Source organism: Paenibacillus sp. JT31N11, assembly GCF_056269285.1.
Map to the genome: position 1 here is coordinate 61,203 of NZ_JBWDNQ010000015.1, position 20,165 is coordinate 81,367.

Annotated in this window: 15 protein-coding genes; 12 read left to right on the top strand and 3 right to left on the bottom strand. The window is 50.1% G+C overall.

Annotation, left to right across the window (positions count from 1 at the left end; genetic code table 11):
* The first annotated feature begins 106 nt into the window (after window positions 1-106).
* The 6 genes from AC0YNV_RS32780 to AC0YNV_RS32805 all read left to right on the top strand — a co-directional run bounded on the left by AC0YNV_RS32780 (window position 107) and on the right by AC0YNV_RS32805 (window position 8,250).
* On the top strand, window positions 107-1,108 hold the full coding sequence (locus AC0YNV_RS32780) for an ABC transporter permease (RefSeq protein WP_475771796.1): 1,002 nt from the start codon (window positions 107-109) through the stop codon (window positions 1,106-1,108).
* Window positions 1,108-1,989: a carbohydrate ABC transporter permease gene (locus AC0YNV_RS32785; protein WP_475771797.1), complete on the top strand. Its 882-nt coding sequence runs from the start codon at window positions 1,108-1,110 to the stop codon at window positions 1,987-1,989. Before AC0YNV_RS32780 ends, AC0YNV_RS32785 begins: the two co-directional genes overlap by 1 nt.
* A gap of 98 nt (window positions 1,990-2,087) precedes the next feature.
* Complete coding sequence (locus tag AC0YNV_RS32790) at window positions 2,088-3,629, top strand: extracellular solute-binding protein (protein ID WP_475771798.1); 1,542 nt, start codon at window positions 2,088-2,090, stop codon at window positions 3,627-3,629.
* A 23-nt stretch (window positions 3,630-3,652) separates the two neighbouring features.
* The gene (locus AC0YNV_RS32795) at window positions 3,653-4,471 is read left to right on the top strand and encodes an SDR family NAD(P)-dependent oxidoreductase (protein WP_475771799.1); all 819 of its coding nucleotides are present in this window, start codon (window positions 3,653-3,655) and stop codon (window positions 4,469-4,471) included.
* A 21-nt stretch (window positions 4,472-4,492) separates the two neighbouring features.
* The gene (locus AC0YNV_RS32800; RefSeq protein WP_475771800.1) at window positions 4,493-5,590 is read left to right on the top strand and encodes a lactonase family protein; all 1,098 of its coding nucleotides are present in this window, start codon (window positions 4,493-4,495) and stop codon (window positions 5,588-5,590) included.
* Between the two features lie 20 nt (window positions 5,591-5,610).
* Entirely contained in the window at window positions 5,611-8,250 is a 2,640-nt protein-coding gene (locus tag AC0YNV_RS32805; protein WP_475771801.1) for a hypothetical protein, read from the top strand.
* Window positions 8,251-8,376: 126 nt separating this feature from the next.
* Here the strand turns inward: AC0YNV_RS32805 and AC0YNV_RS32810 are convergent, their stop codons facing one another.
* Complete coding sequence (locus AC0YNV_RS32810; RefSeq protein ID WP_475771802.1) at window positions 8,377-8,676, bottom strand: hypothetical protein; 300 nt, start codon at window positions 8,674-8,676, stop codon at window positions 8,377-8,379.
* A 105-nt stretch (window positions 8,677-8,781) separates the two neighbouring features.
* Between AC0YNV_RS32810 and AC0YNV_RS32815 the strand changes: the two genes are divergently transcribed.
* From AC0YNV_RS32815 to AC0YNV_RS32835, 5 genes are all read left to right on the top strand, one after another.
* Window positions 8,782-10,914 (top strand): helix-turn-helix domain-containing protein, encoded by a 2,133-nt coding sequence (locus tag AC0YNV_RS32815; protein WP_475771803.1) that lies wholly within the window; start codon window positions 8,782-8,784, stop codon window positions 10,912-10,914.
* Window positions 10,915-11,223: 309 nt separating this feature from the next.
* Window positions 11,224-12,150 (top strand): ABC transporter permease, encoded by a 927-nt coding sequence (locus tag AC0YNV_RS32820; protein ID WP_210046526.1) that lies wholly within the window; start codon window positions 11,224-11,226, stop codon window positions 12,148-12,150.
* Window positions 12,151-12,169: 19 nt separating this feature from the next.
* Window positions 12,170-13,063: a carbohydrate ABC transporter permease gene (locus AC0YNV_RS32825; RefSeq protein WP_210046476.1), complete on the top strand. Its 894-nt coding sequence runs from the start codon at window positions 12,170-12,172 to the stop codon at window positions 13,061-13,063.
* A 31-nt stretch (window positions 13,064-13,094) separates the two neighbouring features.
* A complete protein-coding gene (locus tag AC0YNV_RS32830) occupies window positions 13,095-14,708 on the top strand; it encodes an extracellular solute-binding protein (RefSeq protein WP_475771804.1) in 1,614 nt (537 codons plus the stop codon).
* Between the two features lie 366 nt (window positions 14,709-15,074).
* Window positions 15,075-16,526, top strand: coding sequence for an FAD-dependent oxidoreductase (locus AC0YNV_RS32835; RefSeq protein WP_475771805.1), 1,452 nt, complete (start codon window positions 15,075-15,077; stop codon window positions 16,524-16,526).
* Between the two features lie 241 nt (window positions 16,527-16,767).
* On the opposite strand, the gene AC0YNV_RS32840 is transcribed toward AC0YNV_RS32835, so the two are convergent.
* Entirely contained in the window at window positions 16,768-17,328 is a 561-nt protein-coding gene (locus AC0YNV_RS32840) for a peroxiredoxin family protein (RefSeq protein ID WP_475771806.1), read from the bottom strand.
* Window positions 17,329-17,404: 76 nt separating this feature from the next.
* Complete coding sequence (locus tag AC0YNV_RS32845) at window positions 17,405-18,094, bottom strand: Crp/Fnr family transcriptional regulator (protein ID WP_475771807.1); 690 nt, start codon at window positions 18,092-18,094, stop codon at window positions 17,405-17,407.
* 423 nt (window positions 18,095-18,517) lie between these two features.
* On the opposite strand from AC0YNV_RS32845, the gene AC0YNV_RS32850 reads away from it, so the two are divergent.
* Window positions 18,518-19,990: a protein adenylyltransferase SelO gene (locus AC0YNV_RS32850; RefSeq protein ID WP_475771808.1), complete on the top strand. Its 1,473-nt coding sequence runs from the start codon at window positions 18,518-18,520 to the stop codon at window positions 19,988-19,990.
* Window positions 19,991-20,165 lie beyond the last annotated feature (175 nt).

The following is a 20,165-nucleotide window of genomic DNA, read 5'->3' on the forward strand; positions in this document are numbered from 1 at the left end:
TTCGAATAAAAGCGGCACATAAAGAGCATTCACAATTGGCTCATTGTTAAACGGATAGGGCTTACTTACAATACGAGTTAGCAATCCACAATCGAATAAGGAAAGGATGAGCGCATTGCCGAACCAGCGAAAAACCGTATTCTCTCCAGGGAAGCAAATCGAACTGCCTTACCAGACCGCTTCTCCCCATCGACTGCTGCTTTGGCTGAAGGGCTGGAGAAAATCGTTCAAACAAGAAAAATATTTGTACATGCTCGCACTGCCTGGCCTGTTATTTTTCCTTATCTTTAAATATGTGCCCATGTGGGGGTTAACGTTAGCCTTCACAGAATACTCTCCTTATCTGGGTCTTCTAAAAAGCGAATGGGTCGGGTTCAAAAACTTTGAGAGTTTTTTCTTGAATCCGGACTTCTGGCTGCTGTTCCGAAATACATTGGCAATCAGTTTTTTAAACATTGTTTTCTTCTTTCCCACACCAATCATTCTGGCGCTTCTATTGAATGAATTAAAAAACGTAACCTTTAAAAGATGGATTCAAACCGCGGTTTACTTCCCGCACTTCCTGTCCTGGGTCGTTATCGTGGGGATTTGCTTCCTGACCTTGAGCGGCAGCGGAATTGTCAATAAACTGATCGCGGATTCAGGAGGCAGCAGCATAGACTTCCTCACCAACTCCAATAACTTCTGGTTTATGCTGACAATGCAATCGATTTGGAAGGATGCCGGATGGGGCACAATTATTTTCCTGGCTGCCTTGGCCGGCATTAATCCGGAATTATATGAAGCGGCGCGGATGGACGGTGCGAACCGCTGGAAACAGGTTTTATTTGTGACGCTTCCCGGCATTAAAGGAACGATTATCATTCTTTTGATTCTTCGATTAGGTCAAGTTCTGGATATCGGATTCGAACAAATTTATTTGATGTCCAGCTCTGCTGTGACGGAGGTGGCTGATGTATTTGATACCTATGCCTATCGGATGGGAATTCAAAACGGGCGTTTCAGCTTCGCAACGACTGTCGGAATATTCAAATCGGTGGTGGGCCTAATTCTCGTTATTTCTGCCAATCGGTTAGCCAAAAAGCTCGGAGAGGAGGGGGTTTACTGATGAAGCACCGGCCCGCATCCCGGGTGTTTGACGCCTTCAATTATATCTTTCTCATTTTGTTCTCCCTGACGACGTTACTGCCTTTTCTCTATGTAATTCTCGTCTCCTTTACGGACCCGATCGAATATGCCACAAGCCCGATTGTGCTTATTCCGAAGCAGTGGAGCCTGGCTTCTTACCAGTTTATTTTATCAACCTCAACCTTTCTTCACTCCATGGGTGTGAGTGCTTTCCTGGCGATTGTCGGCACGGCCTGCAGCCTTATCCTGACAAGCGGGCTCGCTTATGCCTTGTCCCGCAAGAAGTTCAGGCCCAAACGTATCCTCATGATGGGTATTCTATTCACGATGATGTTTAATCCGGGTATGATTCCCAATTATCTGCTTGTGAAGGAGCTCGGATTGATCAATACGGTATGGTCGCTTATTCTCCCTGTAATCACCAGCGCCTGGTATGTCATTTTGATGAAAAGCTTCTATCAGGAAATTCCCGATGAGCTGGAGGAGTCGGCAAAAATAGACGGCTGCACAGACATTGGCGTGTTTTTCCGAATTGTTCTGCCTGTTTCATTATCGGCCATCGCTGCTTTCGGTTTATTCTTCGCAGTTGCTTATTGGAACACCTATTTCAATGCTGTACTTTATATCAATTCGAATACATTCCGCCCCATGCAGGTAGTCCTGCAATTACTGCTCATTCAATCGTCCACCCAGGTAGGGGATCCCTCAGTAGCGCAAATGCTGCAGAGCGATCAAATGCTGCCGCCCGAAACCATAAAAATGTCAGCTGTCGTCCTGACCTCACTGCCTATTATTATGGTTTACCCGTTCCTGCAGAAGTATTTTGTCAAAGGGATGATGGTTGGTTCGGTGAAAGGCTGATGAGGCATTCCTGCTAAGGGGGTGATGGTGTTAGAAGGAATGCGTTCAAGCAGCTTGAAAACGAATGAAGGCGTTCTAAAATTGAAGGAGGTTCGAATATGAGAAGATGGTTGAAAGGTATAAGCATTGGCGCTTTGGCTGCCGTAATACTGGTGGCGGGCTGCAGTTCAGCACAGACTCCGTCAACAACTCAGCAAGCATCTTCAACTGCTGCTGCCGGGGGTAAAGCTTCCAAACCTACAGAAATTAATATACTGACCACGACTTACAATTCGGTGCCAGGCAATGATCTGGATAGTCTCAAACAACTTAATGAGAAATTTAATGTCAAAATTAACGTTACCTATGTTCCTGCGAACAACTATACGGACAAATTAAATGTGATGCTCGCTGCCGGCGACCTTCCCGACGTAACTTTAGTATGGGATATCAATACGCAAGCGTTCGCCAATGCAACGAACCAGGGTGCTTTCTGGGACTTGACACCGTATATTCAAAACTACCCCAATTTGGCCAGCTACCCTGAGCAAATTTACAAGAATGTCGCCTTCAAAGGGAAAACAATGGGGATCCCCCGCGTCCGGCCGATTGATGGTCACCAATCCCTGCTGATCCGGCAGGACTGGCTGGACAAATTAGGACTGAAGGTTCCAACGACTATGGATGAATTCTATAATGTGATGGAGGCATTCACCAAAGACGACCCGGACGGCAACGGCAAGGATGATACGTACGGTTTTGTAGGTCAAGGAACGCCTTCGTTATCCAGTTATTATATATCAATGTTCGGGAATGGCCTGCAAACGTATGTGGACCAGGACGGTCAATTGCTGCCGAGTTTCTTTAATCCAAAAATGAAGGATGCATTGGCATTCTGGAACAAAGTGAATACAGCCGGCATCATGGTCCCGGACTTGCCGCTGTTGCAGACCAGTCAGACCAGAGATTTCATGACCCAGGGTAAAGCGGGAATGGGCTTTACCAATGTGTATGACGGCCACTTGTACACCGATGACTTAACCAAGGTTAATCCGAAAGGCATGATCAAGCCTTACTTATTTCCCGCTGCACCGGACGGAAATGTATACATGGAGGCAGCGCCGGGCTCATTTGGAATTTTTATGGTGAATAAAAAAGTAAGCGAGGAAAAATTGAAAAAAATTCTTGAAATTTACGACTATACGGCGACCAGAGAGGTATATAATCTAGTTGCGTACGGAATAAAAGGTACGGATTACACCGAGAGCGAAACGGGCGACATCACCCAGACGGAAGCAGGCAAGAAGAAAGGCTATGCCTTTGATACATCCGCACAATGGGTTTCCAGCTACTACGACAAATATGTGAAAGCGGACTTGCCGGGCATGACGCCGGAAACCAAAGCATTCAATCATGAGCTTGTCGATAAGATCACCACCCTGTCGACGCCCAATCCCGGACTTGGCCTTGTAACACCAACCGCTTTGGAAAAAAGCGCGGATTGGAATAAGAAAATTAATGATATGGAGACAAATGTCATCATAGGGAAGAGCACCATGAGCGATTGGGAGCAGTTTGTCAAGAGCTTCAAGGATGATCCGAGCTATCAGCAGCACCTGAAAGAGTTGAACGAGTTATATCAGGAGAAGCTGAAAAATTAAAAAAATGCAAGGAGGAGAAGAGCGTGGGAACAAGACTGAAAGACAAGGTGGCCGTTATTACAGGTTCATCTTCCGGGATTGGAAGAGCATGCGCGGAGTTGTTTGCGGAAGAGGGCGCCTACGTGATTGTCAACGACGATGGCGGACGGCAAGGCCTGGGCCAGCAGGTCGCCGATAACATTGTTGCCGCTGGGGGCAAGGCCAGTTATTGCTCGGCTGACGTGTTTAAACCGGATGATTTGAAGAAACTTATCCAACATGCCAATGAATCATGCGGGAGGCTGGATATTCTGATGAATAATGCCTATAAAGGCCGAACGGCTTCTGTCGTTGAACAGGAGGAGGCTGAATGGGACGAAGTATTCGCCTCTACGGTCAAGGCAGCCTTTTTGGGAAGTAAGTATGCGCTTCCAGGAATGATGAAAGCAGGGAAGGGCTCGATTATCAATACTGCGTCGGTCCATGGACTCTTGGGTGGAAGAAGGCATTCATCCTATGCTGCTGCCAAAGCGGCCATCATTAATTTGAGCCGTCAGATGGCGCTGGATTATGGAAAATATGGAGTCCGGGTCAATTCCATTTGCCCAGGGAGAATCGTGACGGAAGGCAAAGTGGATTTTCTGGAAAAGTATCCCGAGGAGGTTCGCCGTCAGAAAGCGACCTATCCATTGGGAAGGCCTGGAACGATGCGCGAAGCAGCTATGGCTGCCCTTTTTCTGGCATCGGATGAATCCTCTTTCGTTACCGGTCATGCACTGGTAGTAGATGGGGGCTTAACCGCCCAGCTTGCGGATGGGGTAGCGGAGTCGGTTGAAGAAGGATTGGGAGTTTGGAATCCGTAAAGAAAGATTGGAGAAACGGTTATGAATTCAAATTCAGCGATATTGGCTTATATAGGAACGTACACGGAAGGTGAAAGCGAGGGTATTTATGTCCTCCGTCTGGATGCGGCTACCGGAGAGCTGGCTTATTCCGGCAAAGTCTCCGGTGTTGTGAACCCTACCTATCTGGCGATAGATTCGCAGCAGCGTTATCTTTACGCGGTGAACACCATTGAAGGGGAGGGAATGGTGAGCGCATTCGAAATCGACTCTGGCACCGGGCTACCCCGATATTTAAATCAGCAGTCCTCGGGCGGCTCCAAGCCCATTCATCTGGTTGTGGAGCAAGATAACCAATTCTTGTTAGCCGCCAATTTCGGCAGCGGCAGCGTATGCGTTCTGCCTATACGCGAAGACGGAAGTCTGGGAGAACTATCGGATTTTATTCAACATGAGGGCGCGAGTGTACATCCGGTTCGGCAGCAAGGACCGCATGTCCACTCTATAACCCTGGATAATTCCAGCCGTTATGCCGTTGCTGCCGAGTATGGGGCTGATCAATTAATCGTCTACCGTTTCGAGCCGGTGAACGGGAAGTTGAATTCCGGCTCCATTCCGCCGGTGCAGATGGAGCCCGGAGCCGGTCCCAGGCATTTCGTTTTTCATCCCCATAAACGTTGGGCTTATGTGATTAATGAGCTGAGCAACACCATAGCGAGCTATGACTATAACCCGGATGAAGGCATACTCATGTATAAAGAATCAGTTTCGGCTCTACCGGTCGATTTTACGGGCCGCAGCAATTGTGCGGATGTACAGGTAAACGCTGCGGGGACGTTTGTTTATGGTTCGAATCGGGGGCATGACAGCATCGTGATTTATGCTGTCAATCCTGCTACAGGCGGTCTTGAATACGTAGGACACGAGCCGACGCAGGGAAAGGAACCCAGAAGCTTCATTATCGATCCCACGGGCAAATATATGCTCGTTGCACATCAGGCTACTGATAATATCGTCGTGTTTGGCATCGACAATCAGACCGGCAGACTGCATCCGACAGGACATAGCATCGAGATTCCGATGCCGGTTTGCATCAAGATGATTTCGCTGCCCCTGTCATCAAATAAGTTTTCAAATTGATACCCGAGGAGTGTTTCTCTTTGTCAAATGAAACGCCAAAGCTGCTGTCAGAAGTGATCATCTTCCGCGATGATCAGAATCCGCTCGCCTCGCAAGCCCAGGTAATCTGGGCAGAGGGACTCTTGTCGGATGCGCTGAAACAACGCCATATTCCCGTAAGCCATACCGGGAAGTATCTGAACGGGTCCGGTACCGCGCTGCAGTTCGTTATTGCGGGGACGGATTCGCCGCTTGTACATTCGGCTTTTGAGCAAGCCAATCTTCCTTTGCCCGCCGAAGCGGAAGCTTTTGCCGTTGCAGCGCTCCCGGGGCTGATTGTACTATCAGCCACGGACACTCGCGGCATCGTCTACGCCGTGCTTGAGCTTGCCGACCGCGTCCAGTTGGCTGCAAACGTTATGGAAGAGCTGCTTGCTACAGCGTCGTTTGCCGAGAAGCCCGCCAATCTTATCCGGAGCGTAACCCGGTTATTTGCCTGCGAGCCCGAGGATAAGCCATGGTTTTACGACAAATCATTCTGGGATGAATATTTGACTGAATTGATGACGCAGCGGTTCAACAGATTCAGTCTTGCGCTTGGCATGGGCTACGATTACGGTCACGATCCCGATGTCCATGACAATTACTTCTGCTTCAGCTATCCCTTTCTATTCGAGGTACCCGGATATGAAGTGCAGGTCGCAGAGCTTCCTGCCGACGAAAGGCAGCGCAATTGGGACATGCTGCGCTATATCGGAGAAGAATGCCAACGCAGAGGCCTTCATTTTCAATTGGGATTATGGAATCATTCCTATATGTTCACCGAAAGTCCGAATATGAACTACACGATTGAAGGAATAACCCCGCAGAACCATGCCGAATATTGCCGTGATGCCATCCGGCTGCTGCTGAGGGATTTTCCAACCATTGACGGTCTTACATTTCGCGTCCATTATGAGGGAGGCATTCCCGAGCCTGCCTATGAATTCTGGCGTGTCGTTATGGAAGGTACGAAGGATGCCGGACGTAGAGTAGAAATTGATATGCATGCCAAGGGGATAAACGATGAATTGTTGAAGGTTGCCTTAAGCACGCAGCAGCCGGTTTACTTGTCCCCCAAATATTGGGCTGAGCATATGGGACCTTCTTATCATCAGGCCGCCATTCGGGAAAACGAATTTTCGCCGCCTGACAGTCCTGCAATGAAAATGCAGGAAATTACGGCTTTATCCCGCAGATTTACACGGTATGGCTACGCCGATTATTTGCGGCATGATCGCGCGTTTGGCATCTTGTTCAGAGTTTGGCCGGGAACGCAGAAGCTGCTGCTTTGGGGCGATCCGGCTATCGCATCAGGGTACGGGCGCTTTGCAAGCTTCAGCGGCACTCAAGGGGTGGAATTATGTGAGCCTTTAACATTCAAAGGCCGCAAAGGCTCAGGATCGCCCGGGGGCCGCGAGCCTTACCTGGATACAGCGCTGCAGCTGCCTAATCGGGATTGGGTTAAATATAAGTATTATTACCGGCTGTGGGGGCGGCTGCTGTATAATCCGGATGCGGATCCGGCCTCCTGGCGGCGTTACTTGAATAGCGAGTTCGGTGCTGCGGCTTATTACTGCGAGCAGGCGCTCGCACATGCCAGCAGAATACTCCCGCTTGTAACCGCTGCCCATCTTCCTTCTGCTGCGAATGTTATATATTGGCCCGAGATGTACTCCAACCAGCCCATTATGAATAGGGGGGAAGCCTCCTATTATGAATTCGACACACCGAAGCCCGGAACATTCGGCACATCAAGCCCGCTGGATACGGCTTTGTTTTATCGGGTTGACGATTTTGCCGACGACATTGTTCAAGGGTTTCGCACAGGGAAATATTCCCCTCTGGAAACCGCCGGCCGTCTGGAGCAGTTTGCCGATACGGCAGAAATGAATTTGTCTCAAGCCTTTCGCGATGCAGGTGACCAGAATACGCCTTCCTTCCGCCGGTTCACTATCGACGTAACCATTCTGATCGATCTGGGATGCTTCTTTGCCAATAAGTTCCGTGCTGCATTAGCCTACGCATTGTTCGAGCGCAGTCAGAATTTTGCACAATTGGAACTGGCTTTGGCACATTACCGGACAGCAAGAGATTCATGGAAGCATCTGATTATGGTGTCGAAGGACATATATAAGCCGGATATTACCTTTGGTTATACCCCTCATGTCAGGGGACATTGGAGCGACCGTTTGCAAGCCATAGAAGACGATATTATGGCTATGGAGCAGAAGGCCGGCGAAGCAGCAGCAAAACCCGGGATAACGGACATACTGGCAGCCGCTGCTCCGTTTCTTCAAGCCCGCAGCCCGAATAAGTGTGAGGAATACAGGCATGAATCTCCAGCCCGTCTGAATAAAGGGGAAGAATTGGATTTGAGCATCGCGGTGCCTGATGCAGAGGACGGGTTTGGAATCGATCTGCACTACCGTCATGCCAATCAAGGGGAACGCTATGTGACCGTGGAGATGTCCCGGAAAGGAGACCTATTCTCCGCTTGCGTGCCTGCGGAATATACGGACTCATCTTTTGATTTCATTTATTTTTTTGAAATGAAGGACAGCAAGGGCGATGCCTGGATTTACCCGGGTTTGAATGAGGAGCTTTCCAACCAGCCCTATTATGTCATTCCAGGCTGCTGATACTGACGCTTAACTTATAACACGGTATGAGGCTCCGGAGATATATCCGGAGCTTCTTTGCATGTAAAGTAAGGGTTATTCTTATGCCGTCCCGATCATAAAAAAGTGTAACGTATATTAAATTCGTTACAAATTATCAAAAAAAGCCGGTGATACAATATAAAGAGCACGATTAACCGAAGAATGTCCGGGAAGGAGATTGATATGATAGCGGCTATAAGCTATTCCGGCGATTTTATTCTGGACGATGGGCAGCTGCAAAGGATGCAGCGGCAGTTTCCCCAGATGACGTTTATGGATAAAAAGCGGGATGAATGGGGGTCTTTCTCTATATTTCACCGGAATGAAACGCGCCACCGCCATGAGGACGGCGACAGCCGTTTCACCTTGTGCGCCCATATCAAGAAACAAACCGCTTTTCCCCACAGCAGCTGCTCAAAGACCCCCTACAAGGACGAACCCCGGCTTTATTTACCTGCAATAAATATCGTATAATGAAAGCGCTATATAATGGGTATGAGGATGGATGCCGTGTTCAATTTATATATAAAGTCCAAAGTGTTTCAACGTTATGTCTTCTCGTATCTGATTATTTTTTTCGTCCCGTTTATCGTCATGATCCTGTTTATTTACCATCAAACCGACGAAACATGGAATAATGAAATTGAAGAGGCCAACAGGAATAAATTGCTGCAGGCCAGTGAGCTGACCTATGATCGCATAAAGGAAATGAACCAAATTGCCGCCCGAATTACTTATGACTCGGATCTGACGCCCTACATGGTCAGTCATCCGTACAGCAGCCGGGAAGCGATCAAGAAATTGGGTATTTACAAGTCTTCAACCGCCATTATCGATGAAATTTTTCTATTTTACCGAGATTCGCAGAATATGTACTCAGACCGCGGCTATTACTCTGTCGACACGCTGCTGAAGCGGATACTGGGGGCAAACGATATAGAGAAGGAACGTTTTTTAAATCTAATCAAAGGGCTCAAAACGCCGACTGTACTACCTGCGGACTATTTCGGATCAGTGGATAATAAGAGGAAGGGTACGATGCTGTTTTTATGCCCCATCCCGCCGCATGAGACGAATAAGCACGGGACCGTCATCTATTTTGTCCAGGACGATGTGTTTCAGAACATGATGCACAGTGCCCTGGGCGACTTCGAAGGCCATGTTTATATTCTGAACGACAACAACGATATAATAACTTCTCAGAACCATGGCGGGGAGCTCCAATTCAAAGACTTGGAATCCGTTGATTTGTCGGCAGAAGGCATCTCCCAGACAACTATTCATCATACGAAATATTCAGTGGTCACGGTCCGCTCGGCGGAGACCGGCTGGACGTTCGTCATGGCGATGCCGACCGCACAATTCTTCAATAAGGCGTTCCATCTTCCCATGCTCTTGCTGTTCATTGCTGCGTGGCTGATTCTTGCGGGATTGGCCCTTGCCCTGTTCTTCGCAGCGCATCAATACCGGCCGGTTAATCGTATGCAGGAACGGATGTCCGTTCAGGAGCCATACGTCCGGGATCAATGCTTGTTAAAGCTGCTGGGCGGGAGTTGGGAGGATCCGGACAATATCCGCGAGGTTTGCGCCATGTCCGGCATTGTTTTTCCATACCCTAATTTTTTCGTAGTTTATGTCTCTTTTGACGATTTGTTCTCGCATGAAGCGAAGGTCCGGAGTACGCTGCTAAAGAAACTGGAAGGCTGGCATTTGCAGGATGCGATTGGCTTTGGTGTGGAGCTTATTCATGATCATGCCATTGCGGTCTTGATAAATTGCTTGAATGACAAGTCCATGGAAAATGCGGTTCGCGACCTGGAACAGCAAAAGGCGGATTCGGGCCGAGGCGCGACGATGGGGGTCGGTGGAATATATGACGATATCACCCGCGTACATAATTCATACATCGAGGCCTCGGCGGCGACGGATTACAAGTTTGCCAGCGGAACCGATACCGTCGTTTATTTCAAGCCGTCAGGAGCCAGGATAGGTACGAGCGGCTGGTATCAGTCCGATATTCATCTCAAGCTTACGCAAAGCTTAAAAAAGGGCAATAAACAGGCGGCTGCGGAAACACTCGGCATGATGCTGAATCAGCTCAAGACGTTCCGCGTGCCGGTCTATTTGCTTCGCTGCTATTGCTTCGATGTCATCAATATTGTCTTCCGGGCGGCGGCAAGCATGGAATATGCGGATGCAGCGCTGGAAGAGAAGATCGTCAATTTTACCTCTATTGAAGATTTGGAGATTCTGCTGTACCAATTTAATGAAGGAATCTGCCGGCAAGCGGCCCAGAATAAGGAGATGGAGAGGCTGCTGTTAAGCGAACAGGTCATGCTCTATATCCAAAAGCATTTCAGGGAGAGCGATTTCAGTCTCGAGGGAACGGCAGCCCACTTCAAATTGTCCGAATCTTATCTCAGCCGGTTTATTAAAGAGAAAGCGGATATTACGTTCATGCAGTACTTGTGGGAGCTTCGGTTAAACGCGGTCAAGAGGGAACTTGAACATACCGTCAAGCCAATCAGAACCATCGTTCAGGAGGTTGGTTACCTCGACACGCCAAATTTCATCCGCAAATTCAAAAAGACGGAGGGATTGACGCCGGGCGAATACCGCAAGCGAAGAGCAGACATGCTTTAAAACAGGAGAGCACTTTCCATGGCGGATGTGCTCTTTTTTATCTTTTCTAACGCGTTGTCATTTGGCGAATCGGTCCATTTGAAGTTCAAAAACTACATATTACTTATCAAGCTATGCGCCTGTGGCCGCCAAGTATTCGGCGTTGCGCATTGTCATTTGCAAAAATGACATGTTTACGGGGATGCTGAGTCAGACATAAACTGAAAGCGCATCCAAAAACCGGTTTTTCTGGGCATGCACATCATCTTGCAAGGGGAGGAGATCTATTTGTTCAAAGCGGAGGAAGCCCTGGATCAAACCAGGAGAGGCATGGATAGAAAGCCGCAATCAGCGACAGGTATGGTTCTGAGAAACCTGAGTAAAACCTGGCAGCTGTATATACTGCTTCTTCCCTCTTTGCTCTACTTTTTCATTCTGCATTATATTCCGCTTTATGGCGTGCAGATTGCATTCAAGGAATACATTGCCACTCGGGGGATATGGGGCAGTCCATGGGTCGGCTTCGATCACTTTCAGCGATTCTTTAACTCCTACTACTTCAAGGACCTCATTCGGAACACGCTTGTACTCAATGTGTATGGATTGCTGCTGTTCCCATTGCCGATTATACTGGCGCTTTCATTTAACGAGGTCAAGCATGCAGCGTTCAAGAAATGGGCGCAGACGATTACTTATGCCCCCCATTTTATCTCGACGGTTGTAATGGCAGGAATGATTATTGCCTTTCTCGACCCCGAGACTGGCTTGATCAACAATATCATAAAAGCGTTCGGAGGCGATTCGACTCCCTTCCTGATTATTCCGCACTGGTTCAAGCACATCTTCGTATGGTCGGGTCAATGGCAAGGTCTTGGATGGGGAGCGATCATTTACTTGGCGGCACTGGCAGGCGTGAATCCCGATCTGCACGATGCCGCGTCTGTCGATGGGGCTTCAAGAATGCGCCGGATATGGCATATCAACATTCCTGCCATTATGCCGACCATCATTATTCTGTTTATTTTGACGATGGGCAGCTTCATGTCAATTGGCTTCGAGAAGGTATTGCTCCTTCAGAATGCCTTGAATATGTCGTCATCCGACGTCATTCAGACCTTCGTGTACCGCAGCGGTCTGCTGCAATCGCAGTACAGCTTCTCTGCGGCGGTAGGGCTGTTCGATTCGCTTATTAATGTCGTCCTGCTGGTCACAGCCAACCAGATTGCCAGAAAAACAACGGAAAACAGCTTATGGTAAAGGGAGGGGAACGCTAATCATGAACCGGAGTCTGTCCGACCGAACATTTGATACGATCAATAATGGACTGCTGCTGATTGTCATCGGGATTATTCTTTTCCCCCTCCTGTTCGTCTTGTCAGCATCCATTAGCGATCCTATGCTTGTGAACAGCGGGAAGGTGTGGATTTGGCCGCGCGGCATAACCTTCGAAGGCTACCAGCGCATCCTGCATAACAACGAAATATGGATGGGGTACCTGTACAGCATTGTATACACGGTTCTTGGAACATTGCTGCACCTGGCCGTGCTGCTGCCATGCGCCTATGCGCTGTCGAGAAAAGAATTGATGGGTAAAAAGCTGATACTGTGGTACTTTCTCTTGACCATGATGATCGGTGGAGGACTGATTCCGACGTATTTGCTGGTCAAGCAATTAGGCATGCTTAACACGGTATGGGCAATGGTCATTCCCGGCGTGGTGGGGGCGTGGGACATTCTTGTGGCAAAGACATTCTTTCAGCAAAATGTGCCTGATCCGCTCGTTGAGGCGGCCAAGGTGGACGGAGCATCCTACTTCTATATTTTTCTGCGTATCGCACTGCCCCTCTCCCTGCCCATAATTGCGGTCATGTCGCTCTTCCATGGGGTCGGCTTGTGGAATCAGTATTTCAATGCGCTGATCTATTTGAACGATGACAGTATGTATCCGCTGCAAATGGTGCTGCGCAAGATTCTCGTCGCTCAGGAGATGAGTTCCGAGAATATGTCGGGCAGTGCCATTCAGGCGGAAGCCATGGCTTCGCAAGCCCGTATCGCATCCATCTTAAAATATGGCGTCATCATCGTGTCCACACTGCCGCTGCTTATTGCGTATCCTTTCTTGCAGCGCTTCTTTCTGAAGGGCGTTCTGGTCGGTTCTATTAAAGAATGATAATAATCAGTTAAAGGGGATTTGAACAAGAATGATGAAAAAATGGCTATCTATCTGTTTGTCATCTATAATGGCCGGATCCATGCTGCTGAGCGCATGCTCGAACGGCGGGGGCAATGAATCCGGGGCTGCGCTTGAGGACCGGGAACCAAGCGATAATTTCAACCAAACAGGATTCCCCATTGTTAAGGAGCCGATTAAAGTATCCATGATGGGCGCCAGGCACGCGCTTGTTGGCGAATGGAAGAATCTGCAGTTTTTCAAAGAAATGCAGGAAAAAACCAACATTCAATTTGAATTCAACACGCCTCCGCAGGCGGATTATGACGAGAAGAAGAATCTGTCCTTCGCCAGCGGTGAAATTCCAGACGTCTTCTTCGGAGGTCAGTTAACCCCGGATGATGAATTTACGTACGGCAAGCAGGGAGTTCTCATTCCATTGGAAGGTCTGGTCGAAAAATTTGCGCCGAATATTCAAAAGATGTTCGACGAGCATCCCGAAATTAAGAAATCGGTCACAACGCCGGACGGTCATATATATGCACTGCCATCCGTTAACATGGCCTCTATAGCCAAATTGCCGGCCACATGGATCAACGGGAATTGGCTGCAAAAGCTGGGTATATCAGAGCTTCCCCATACAACGGATGAACTGTATGAGCTGCTGACCGCGTTTAAAAACAAGGACCCTAACGGCAACGGCAAGCCGGATGAAATCCCGCTTACTTCGATTAATCTGGGTGATGTCCGCAACATCCTGCTGCCTGCCTTCGGAATTGTTGGAAGAGCGCATATCGTAAAGGATGGCAAAGTCATCTATGGAGCCGTACAACCTGAATATAAAGAGTACGTAACGTTTATGAATAAACTGTGGAGAGAGAAGCTGCTGGATCCCGGGACGTTCTCTCAGACGGTGGAACAGAAATCTGCCAAGGGAAATGCGGGGCAAATCGGTATGTTCACGGACTCGCTCCCTTATCTTACTTTGGGCGGAGACGCTGAGAGCTCCACCATACATCCGATTCTTCCGGCCCTTACCAGTTCTGCCGATCGTAAGCCGATGATTACCCAGTGGTCTGGAATGACAAGAGGAACGTTCGCCATTACGAACAAGAGTAAAGATCCGGAAGCGATGATCCGATGGGTCGATTATTTGTACAGTCCAGAAGGAGAAATATTGGTCCACTACGGCAAAGAAGGCGATCTGTGGGAATGGGCTGATCCGGAGAAGAAGCTGCGCAAATACAGGAACCCGCCCGCAGGTATGAACCTTGAGGAATACCGCGGAGGCAGCATTACACCTGCAGTCGGCGTGTCGATCCCGATGTTCACCCCCAATGAGGTAGAAGCCAACTGGAAAGATACCATGCATCAATACCGAATTAAAGAGGTAGACGAGAAGCTGGCGCCGTATGGAGAGCCCGTCTTCCCCGAAATCTATCTGCTGCCGGAAGAGAGACAGCAAATTCAGGGCATTGAAACCGACCTCAATACGTACCTGGAGAGCATGGAAGCCAAGCTGGTGGCAGGAGAAGCTCCCTTGGAGAATTGGGACACCTTCCAGAAGACGATTGAGGATATGCAAGTAGACAAGCTGCTCGAAGTGTATCAGACTGCCTATGACCGCTGGGCCGGAACGAACTAATAGAATAGAGCCGGCGGACAGCGCCGGACAGGTCCGCCAAGAAACGTCATAACCTATCCAAATTCGCAAGCCTGCTGCGCATATACCTTGGACCGGCTCCAGTTAAAGGAACCGGTCCGAGGTTTTCTTTTTATGATCGGAAAAACACAGGAAGACACCTGGGAAGGAGCAGCTAACAGGCTGTACAAGGGAACTATTTTAATTGACAGCCGGAGTAAAATGAATTATTCTATTTTTGACTGAACAGATCAATCTAAAAACAGGATCGGAAACCCTCCCTTTCGTTTATTAAGGGGACTATCTTGGAGGGGGATTTTTTTTAACTTAATATTGACTGAATTAATCAATCAAAAAGGAGAGATTCACATGAACAGTACACAAAGGCAGGGAAAAGCGATTGTTATCGGAGGCAGCATGGCCGGTTTATTGGCGGGGAGGGTCTTGGCGGATTATTACGAAGAGGTGCTCATCATCGACAAGGATGAATTTCCCGGGCAGCAGCCCGAGGACCGTCTTGGCGTTCCGCACGGTTTTCATCCCCATCGGTTCACGAACCGCGGCAAGGAGATTACCGAGAAGCTTTTTCCCGGCTATGAGGAAGAATTGGTGGCACTCGGTTCCCCGTCTTCACTGAATAAGACCGCACATATGATGAGTCAATACGGCACGGTATCCAATCCTTACCCGCGAAACGATATCAAGTTCAGCCGGGCGGCGCTGGAGTGGGTCATCCGCGGCCGCGTGAAGCAAATTCCACAGATAAGGCTACTTCCGAAGCATGATGTGCTGCAGCTCGTGACAACTCCGGACCGGACTGCCGTTACAGGGGTTCAAATCAAGGAACGCGGAGCGTCCGGCCGGGAGAGTGAGCTTGCGGCGGATCTTGTGGTGGACGCCAGCGGCCGTGCCTCGAAGCTTACGCAATGGCTGACCGATCTGGGTTACGAGGTGCGTAAAGAAGACAAGATGAAAGCCGCAATCGGATACAGCACACGGCGTTACAGGGTGCCTGCCCATATGGCCCATCTGCCCGAGGAGTGGGATGTTATTAATATTATGGGCCAGCCGGCAAACGGAACGTTCACAGGCGTCTTCTCCTTTATCGAGAATCAGGTGGCCGAAATGGTGCTTTATCGCCCGGGAGGACAATACCCGCCAACGAATGCGGATGAATTCGAACAGGCTGTTGCCCAGCTTCCCAGCCCGATAATTGCGGAGATCCTGAAGGAGCTTGAACCGGTCACTCCGCCCCGGGGCTTTCGCGTACCGGAATTGTACCGCCGTCACTATGAGCTGATGGAAAGGTGGCCTGCCGGATTGCTGGTGCTGGGCGATGCTATCTGCATCTATGATCCTATCTTTGGTCAAGGCATCACGGTGGCGGCGATCGAAGCGGATATGCTGAGTGCCTGCTTGCAGGAGCAGAGGAGAAATCCACAATCCGGCTTCGAGCAGAGCGTGCTACGGAAAATGCAGGATGAGGCGATTACGCCTGCCTGGTGGCTCAACTGCGCGGCGGATTTGCAGTGGGAAGGCGTCGAATACGAAACGGGGGGCGAGCCGCTCAAGGGGATTGCTTTTGCCCGGAGGTTCATGGATTTGATGCTGAAGGAGGGGACGGGAAATCATAATTTTCAATTATTCGGCATGTACTGGGCAGTAAATACATTATCGGTGCCGCTGCGCGAGCTGTTTAATCCGCTAATGGTCACAATGGCTCTTGAAGCATCCGACGAGGGACGCCAGCTGCTTGCGGAGCTGCTGTCGGAGCATGGCCTGCCGCTTGCGGAAGCACTGGAAGAGATTATGCCTTGTTAAATGGACGCTTTATCCTGTGTCCAGGGAGGCACTTTGAGGTCAAGAAGATCAACGATTACCAACGAATGATAGAGTAAGAGAGAGATGCTTATCTACAGCAATGAAGATTAGGGGGGCCATAGAATCGGCTCCCCTGTTTGTTATACAGCCATACGGGACTGCTGAAGAAGCAGCAACCAAGAAACTGGTATTTTGGGCCTGGTACGGCCGCACTTGTAGACTTTCCTGTACGGGCTGAGTCTCAATTATATTCAGTGACAAAATGCTCAATAACATCTAATGGCAGATGATCCGTCACCAGCTGGCCGTAGTGTGCCATTTGGATAATGCCTTTCTCATCAATAAGGAATTCGGCCGGTATACGGTGAAAATTGGCGCCTTCCTCCCGAGTCAAAGCGAAGCCTTCCGCCGCTGCTTCCTTGACGAACGTCTCTGTATTCGTATCTGCCATCGTTGCCTGCGTCTTCTCTTCGGATACCTCAACGGCATACAGGTCATAAAGCTTCGCCTCAGGATCGGCGATTATCGGAAATGGTGCTTCCTGCTGACCGACATGGCGGAAAATGCTGGTCTCGGGCGACTCGAATACCGCGATGATTTCGAGCCCCTGCCGGCTCCACTGGTCATAGCTGCGGATGTAGTGCCGCATCCGCAGATTGCACATGGCGCAGGCTGCGTTGCGGAAGAACGCAAGCAGCACCCTGCGGCCGCGCAGGCTGGACAATTGCAGTGGTGGGGTTTCGTCAACATGGGCAAATATGAAATCCGGTGCGGTCATCCCCTTGATTAATGGAATTCTCATGATAAATAACCTCCTGGTTATATGATAGGGTAACCCTCAGTCTGAACCGACTGACTTTACCCTACCACAGGAAGCCTCAGCCTTCTGTGACCTGGTCACCAACAAGCTCCTTTAAAGCCTCCCGCTGTTTAACCGATACGAAGCCCCTTCCCGTTGTGATCCAGCCCTTCAACTGCATACGGTTCAGCTGGCGGCTGACGACTTCACGTACGGAACCTAGCTCGGCAGCCAGCTGTTTATGTGTAATATGGATGGTTGGCTGCTGCTCCGCTGTCAGCTTCAACAGGACTTCGGCGAGACGCGCTTCCAGCGGCTTTGACAATTTTGCCGAGAGACTGCCGCCCATTCGGATCAGTCCATCCAAAATATTGCCGAACACCGCGTTCCGAATAGGTGTATGCCTCTGAATCCAGACCAGAAACGAGCTCTTCGTGACGAAGAGGGCCGCAACCTCGGTCTCAGCCGTCATAGCCCCGGGATATTCGCGTTCGCTCAATCCGCTCAGCACCATCATGGCGCATATATCGCCGGCCGTCAGCCGGCTTGCAACGGCTTCACGGCCGTCTTCGGTTATATTCGAGATTTGTACGGTTCCTGCTAGGAGGAACACGGCATATTCAGCGGCATCCTCGCTGCCGAACAGAGTCGAGTGTGCAGGAAAAACCCGGAGCACGGGCTGCGCATCGGCCCACTCCTCAGGCGAGAGCGCTTGAAAACAGGGAAAAACCTTGGACAGAGTGTGCAGCTCTGGGGAAAGTCGGGTCATGAGGATATTCTCCGATCGGACAGAATGATAGCCTTATTGTACAGGATCGGTGCGCGGAGCAGCAACCAGCAGGCTCACGGCATCGATGAGTTTGTGAAGTTTCGCGCCTGTCATGTCTATAAGGTAAAGTAATTAGAATAAAATGTACTATAATGGAAGGTGAGGAAATTGGGAAAGCGCAAGATATTTTGAATGCACTTCTCGGAGGAACAAGCCTTCATCAAGAACGATTGCCAATCGCCTGGGGAAATATCCGCTTGATGAAACTCGCATACAGGAAACGATTGAAGCCTGCTGGAGGGCCATCAAGGCCTGATTCCGGCATTGGAGAGTCATGACAGCTGATTGAGCAGCAGGCATGTAAGCGGCACCCGAGAGGGTATACTATCGGTAATACTAAATTCAGAAGGAAGAGTGAATATAATGGCGGAAGAGAAAACAAGAATCGAACCGTGCTGGAGCTTTGACAATAGTTATGCGAGACTGCCGGGAGCCTTCTTCTCCACGCTCGATGCAATCCCCGTACGGTCACCGGAATTAGTGATATTCAATGAGGGGCTGGCGGTCTCTCTCGGGCTGGATAGCCAGGCACTGCAAAGCAAGGACGGCGTAGCCGAGCTTGCCGGGAACCGGGTTCCCGAGGGCGCCCTGCCGCTCGCTCAAGCTTATGCAGGGCATCAATTCGGTCATTTTACGATGCTGGGGGACGGACGGGCGCTGCTGCTGGGCGAGCAGATTACGCCTGCGGGCGAACGGGTGGACATACAGCTGAAGGGCTCCGGCCGTACGCCATATTCCCGCGGCGGCGATGGCCGGGCTGCGCTCGCGCCGATGCTGCGCGAATATATCATTAGCGAAGCGATGCATGCGCTTGGTATTCCGACCACCCGCAGCTTGGCGGTGGTAGCGACAGGGCAATCGGTGATTCGCGAGGAGGAGCTGCCTGGCGCTATTTTGACCCGCGTAGCTGCCAGTCATTTGAGATTCGGCACTTTTCAATATGCGGCGGCACGGGATGCGATCGACGACCTCCGGGCTCTGGCGGATTATACATGGGATAGACACTTTAAAGACAGCGATGCCGGTGAGAACCGTTACCTTTCCCTGCTTCGGAATGTAATACAGCGTCAGGCTTCACTGATTGCCAAATGGCAGCAAGCGGGATTCATTCACGGGGTGATGAATACCGACAACATGACACTTAGCGGTGAGACGATCGATTATGGTCCCTGCGCCTTCATGGATGCCTATGACCCGGAAACGGTCTTCAGCTCGATTGATAGCCAAGGCCGCTATGCCTATGGCAATCAGCCGCGCATCGCCAAGTGGAATCTCGCGAGACTTGCCGAAGCTTTATTGCCGCTGCTGCATGACGACGAAGAGCAGGCAGTCAGGCTGGCCGAAGAGACGATCTCGCAATTTAGCGAGCTGTACAGCAGCAATTGGCTGGCAGGCATGAGGGCGAAGCTGGGAGTTTTCAATGAAGAGCCGGAGGATGAAGCTCTGATTGATGAGCTCCTCAAGATGATGCAGAAGCATGGCGCGGACTACACGAATACCTTTCGCGCTCTTACTTGGGATCGAACGGAAGAGACAGTACTGCACGGCACAGCCGAATTTGTCCAATGGCATGACCGGTGGCAGGCGAGACGAAGCAGGCAGGAGGAAGCGAAGCCAGCCTCGCAGCAGTTGATGCGGGACAGCAATCCTGCGGTTATCCCTCGCAACCATCGGGTCGAAGCCGCTCTCGAGGCCGCCGTGAAAGGGGACCTCAGCGTCATGCAGCGGCTGCTGGCTGTGCTGTCGAAGCCTTACGCGCACTCCCCCGAACAGGAGGAGTATACTTTGCTGCCTGAACATTCCTCCCAACCTTATCGAACCTATTGCGGCACCTGAGTCTTCCGGTCTTAAATGCTTCAAATTATTCGTATTTGCACACGAAAGAGAATACACACGAAAGAGAATGAGGCCGATACAATTGTATCGGCCTCATCAGCATGAAGATTTTATTTTGTTCGACGTTGTTTACGGAATAGACTTTCGGCAGTATGGCATAATATCCCTGGACGCG

What these genes read in the sequence shown, in the direction of transcription:
- AC0YNV_RS32780 (WP_475771796.1), top strand. Translation starts at nt 107, where the DNA reads ATGAGCGCATTGCCGAACCAGCGAAAAACCGTATTCTCTCCAGGGAAG.
- AC0YNV_RS32785 (WP_475771797.1), top strand. Translation starts at nt 1,108, where the DNA reads ATGAAGCACCGGCCCGCATCCCGGGTGTTTGACGCCTTCAATTATATC.
- AC0YNV_RS32790 (WP_475771798.1), top strand. Translation starts at nt 2,088, where the DNA reads ATGAGAAGATGGTTGAAAGGTATAAGCATTGGCGCTTTGGCTGCCGTA.
- AC0YNV_RS32800 (WP_475771800.1), top strand. Translation starts at nt 4,493, where the DNA reads ATGAATTCAAATTCAGCGATATTGGCTTATATAGGAACGTACACGGAA.
- AC0YNV_RS32820 (WP_210046526.1), top strand. Translation starts at nt 11,224, where the DNA reads ATGGATAGAAAGCCGCAATCAGCGACAGGTATGGTTCTGAGAAACCTG.
- AC0YNV_RS32825 (WP_210046476.1), top strand. Translation starts at nt 12,170, where the DNA reads ATGAACCGGAGTCTGTCCGACCGAACATTTGATACGATCAATAATGGA.
- AC0YNV_RS32830 (WP_475771804.1), top strand. Translation starts at nt 13,095, where the DNA reads ATGATGAAAAAATGGCTATCTATCTGTTTGTCATCTATAATGGCCGGA.
- AC0YNV_RS32835 (WP_475771805.1), top strand. Translation starts at nt 15,075, where the DNA reads ATGAACAGTACACAAAGGCAGGGAAAAGCGATTGTTATCGGAGGCAGC.
- AC0YNV_RS32840 (WP_475771806.1), bottom strand. Translation starts at nt 17,328, where the DNA reads ATGAGAATTCCATTAATCAAGGGGATGACCGCACCGGATTTCATATTT.
- AC0YNV_RS32845 (WP_475771807.1), bottom strand. Translation starts at nt 18,094, where the DNA reads ATGACCCGACTTTCCCCAGAGCTGCACACTCTGTCCAAGGTTTTTCCC.
- AC0YNV_RS32850 (WP_475771808.1), top strand. Translation starts at nt 18,518, where the DNA reads ATGGCGGAAGAGAAAACAAGAATCGAACCGTGCTGGAGCTTTGACAAT.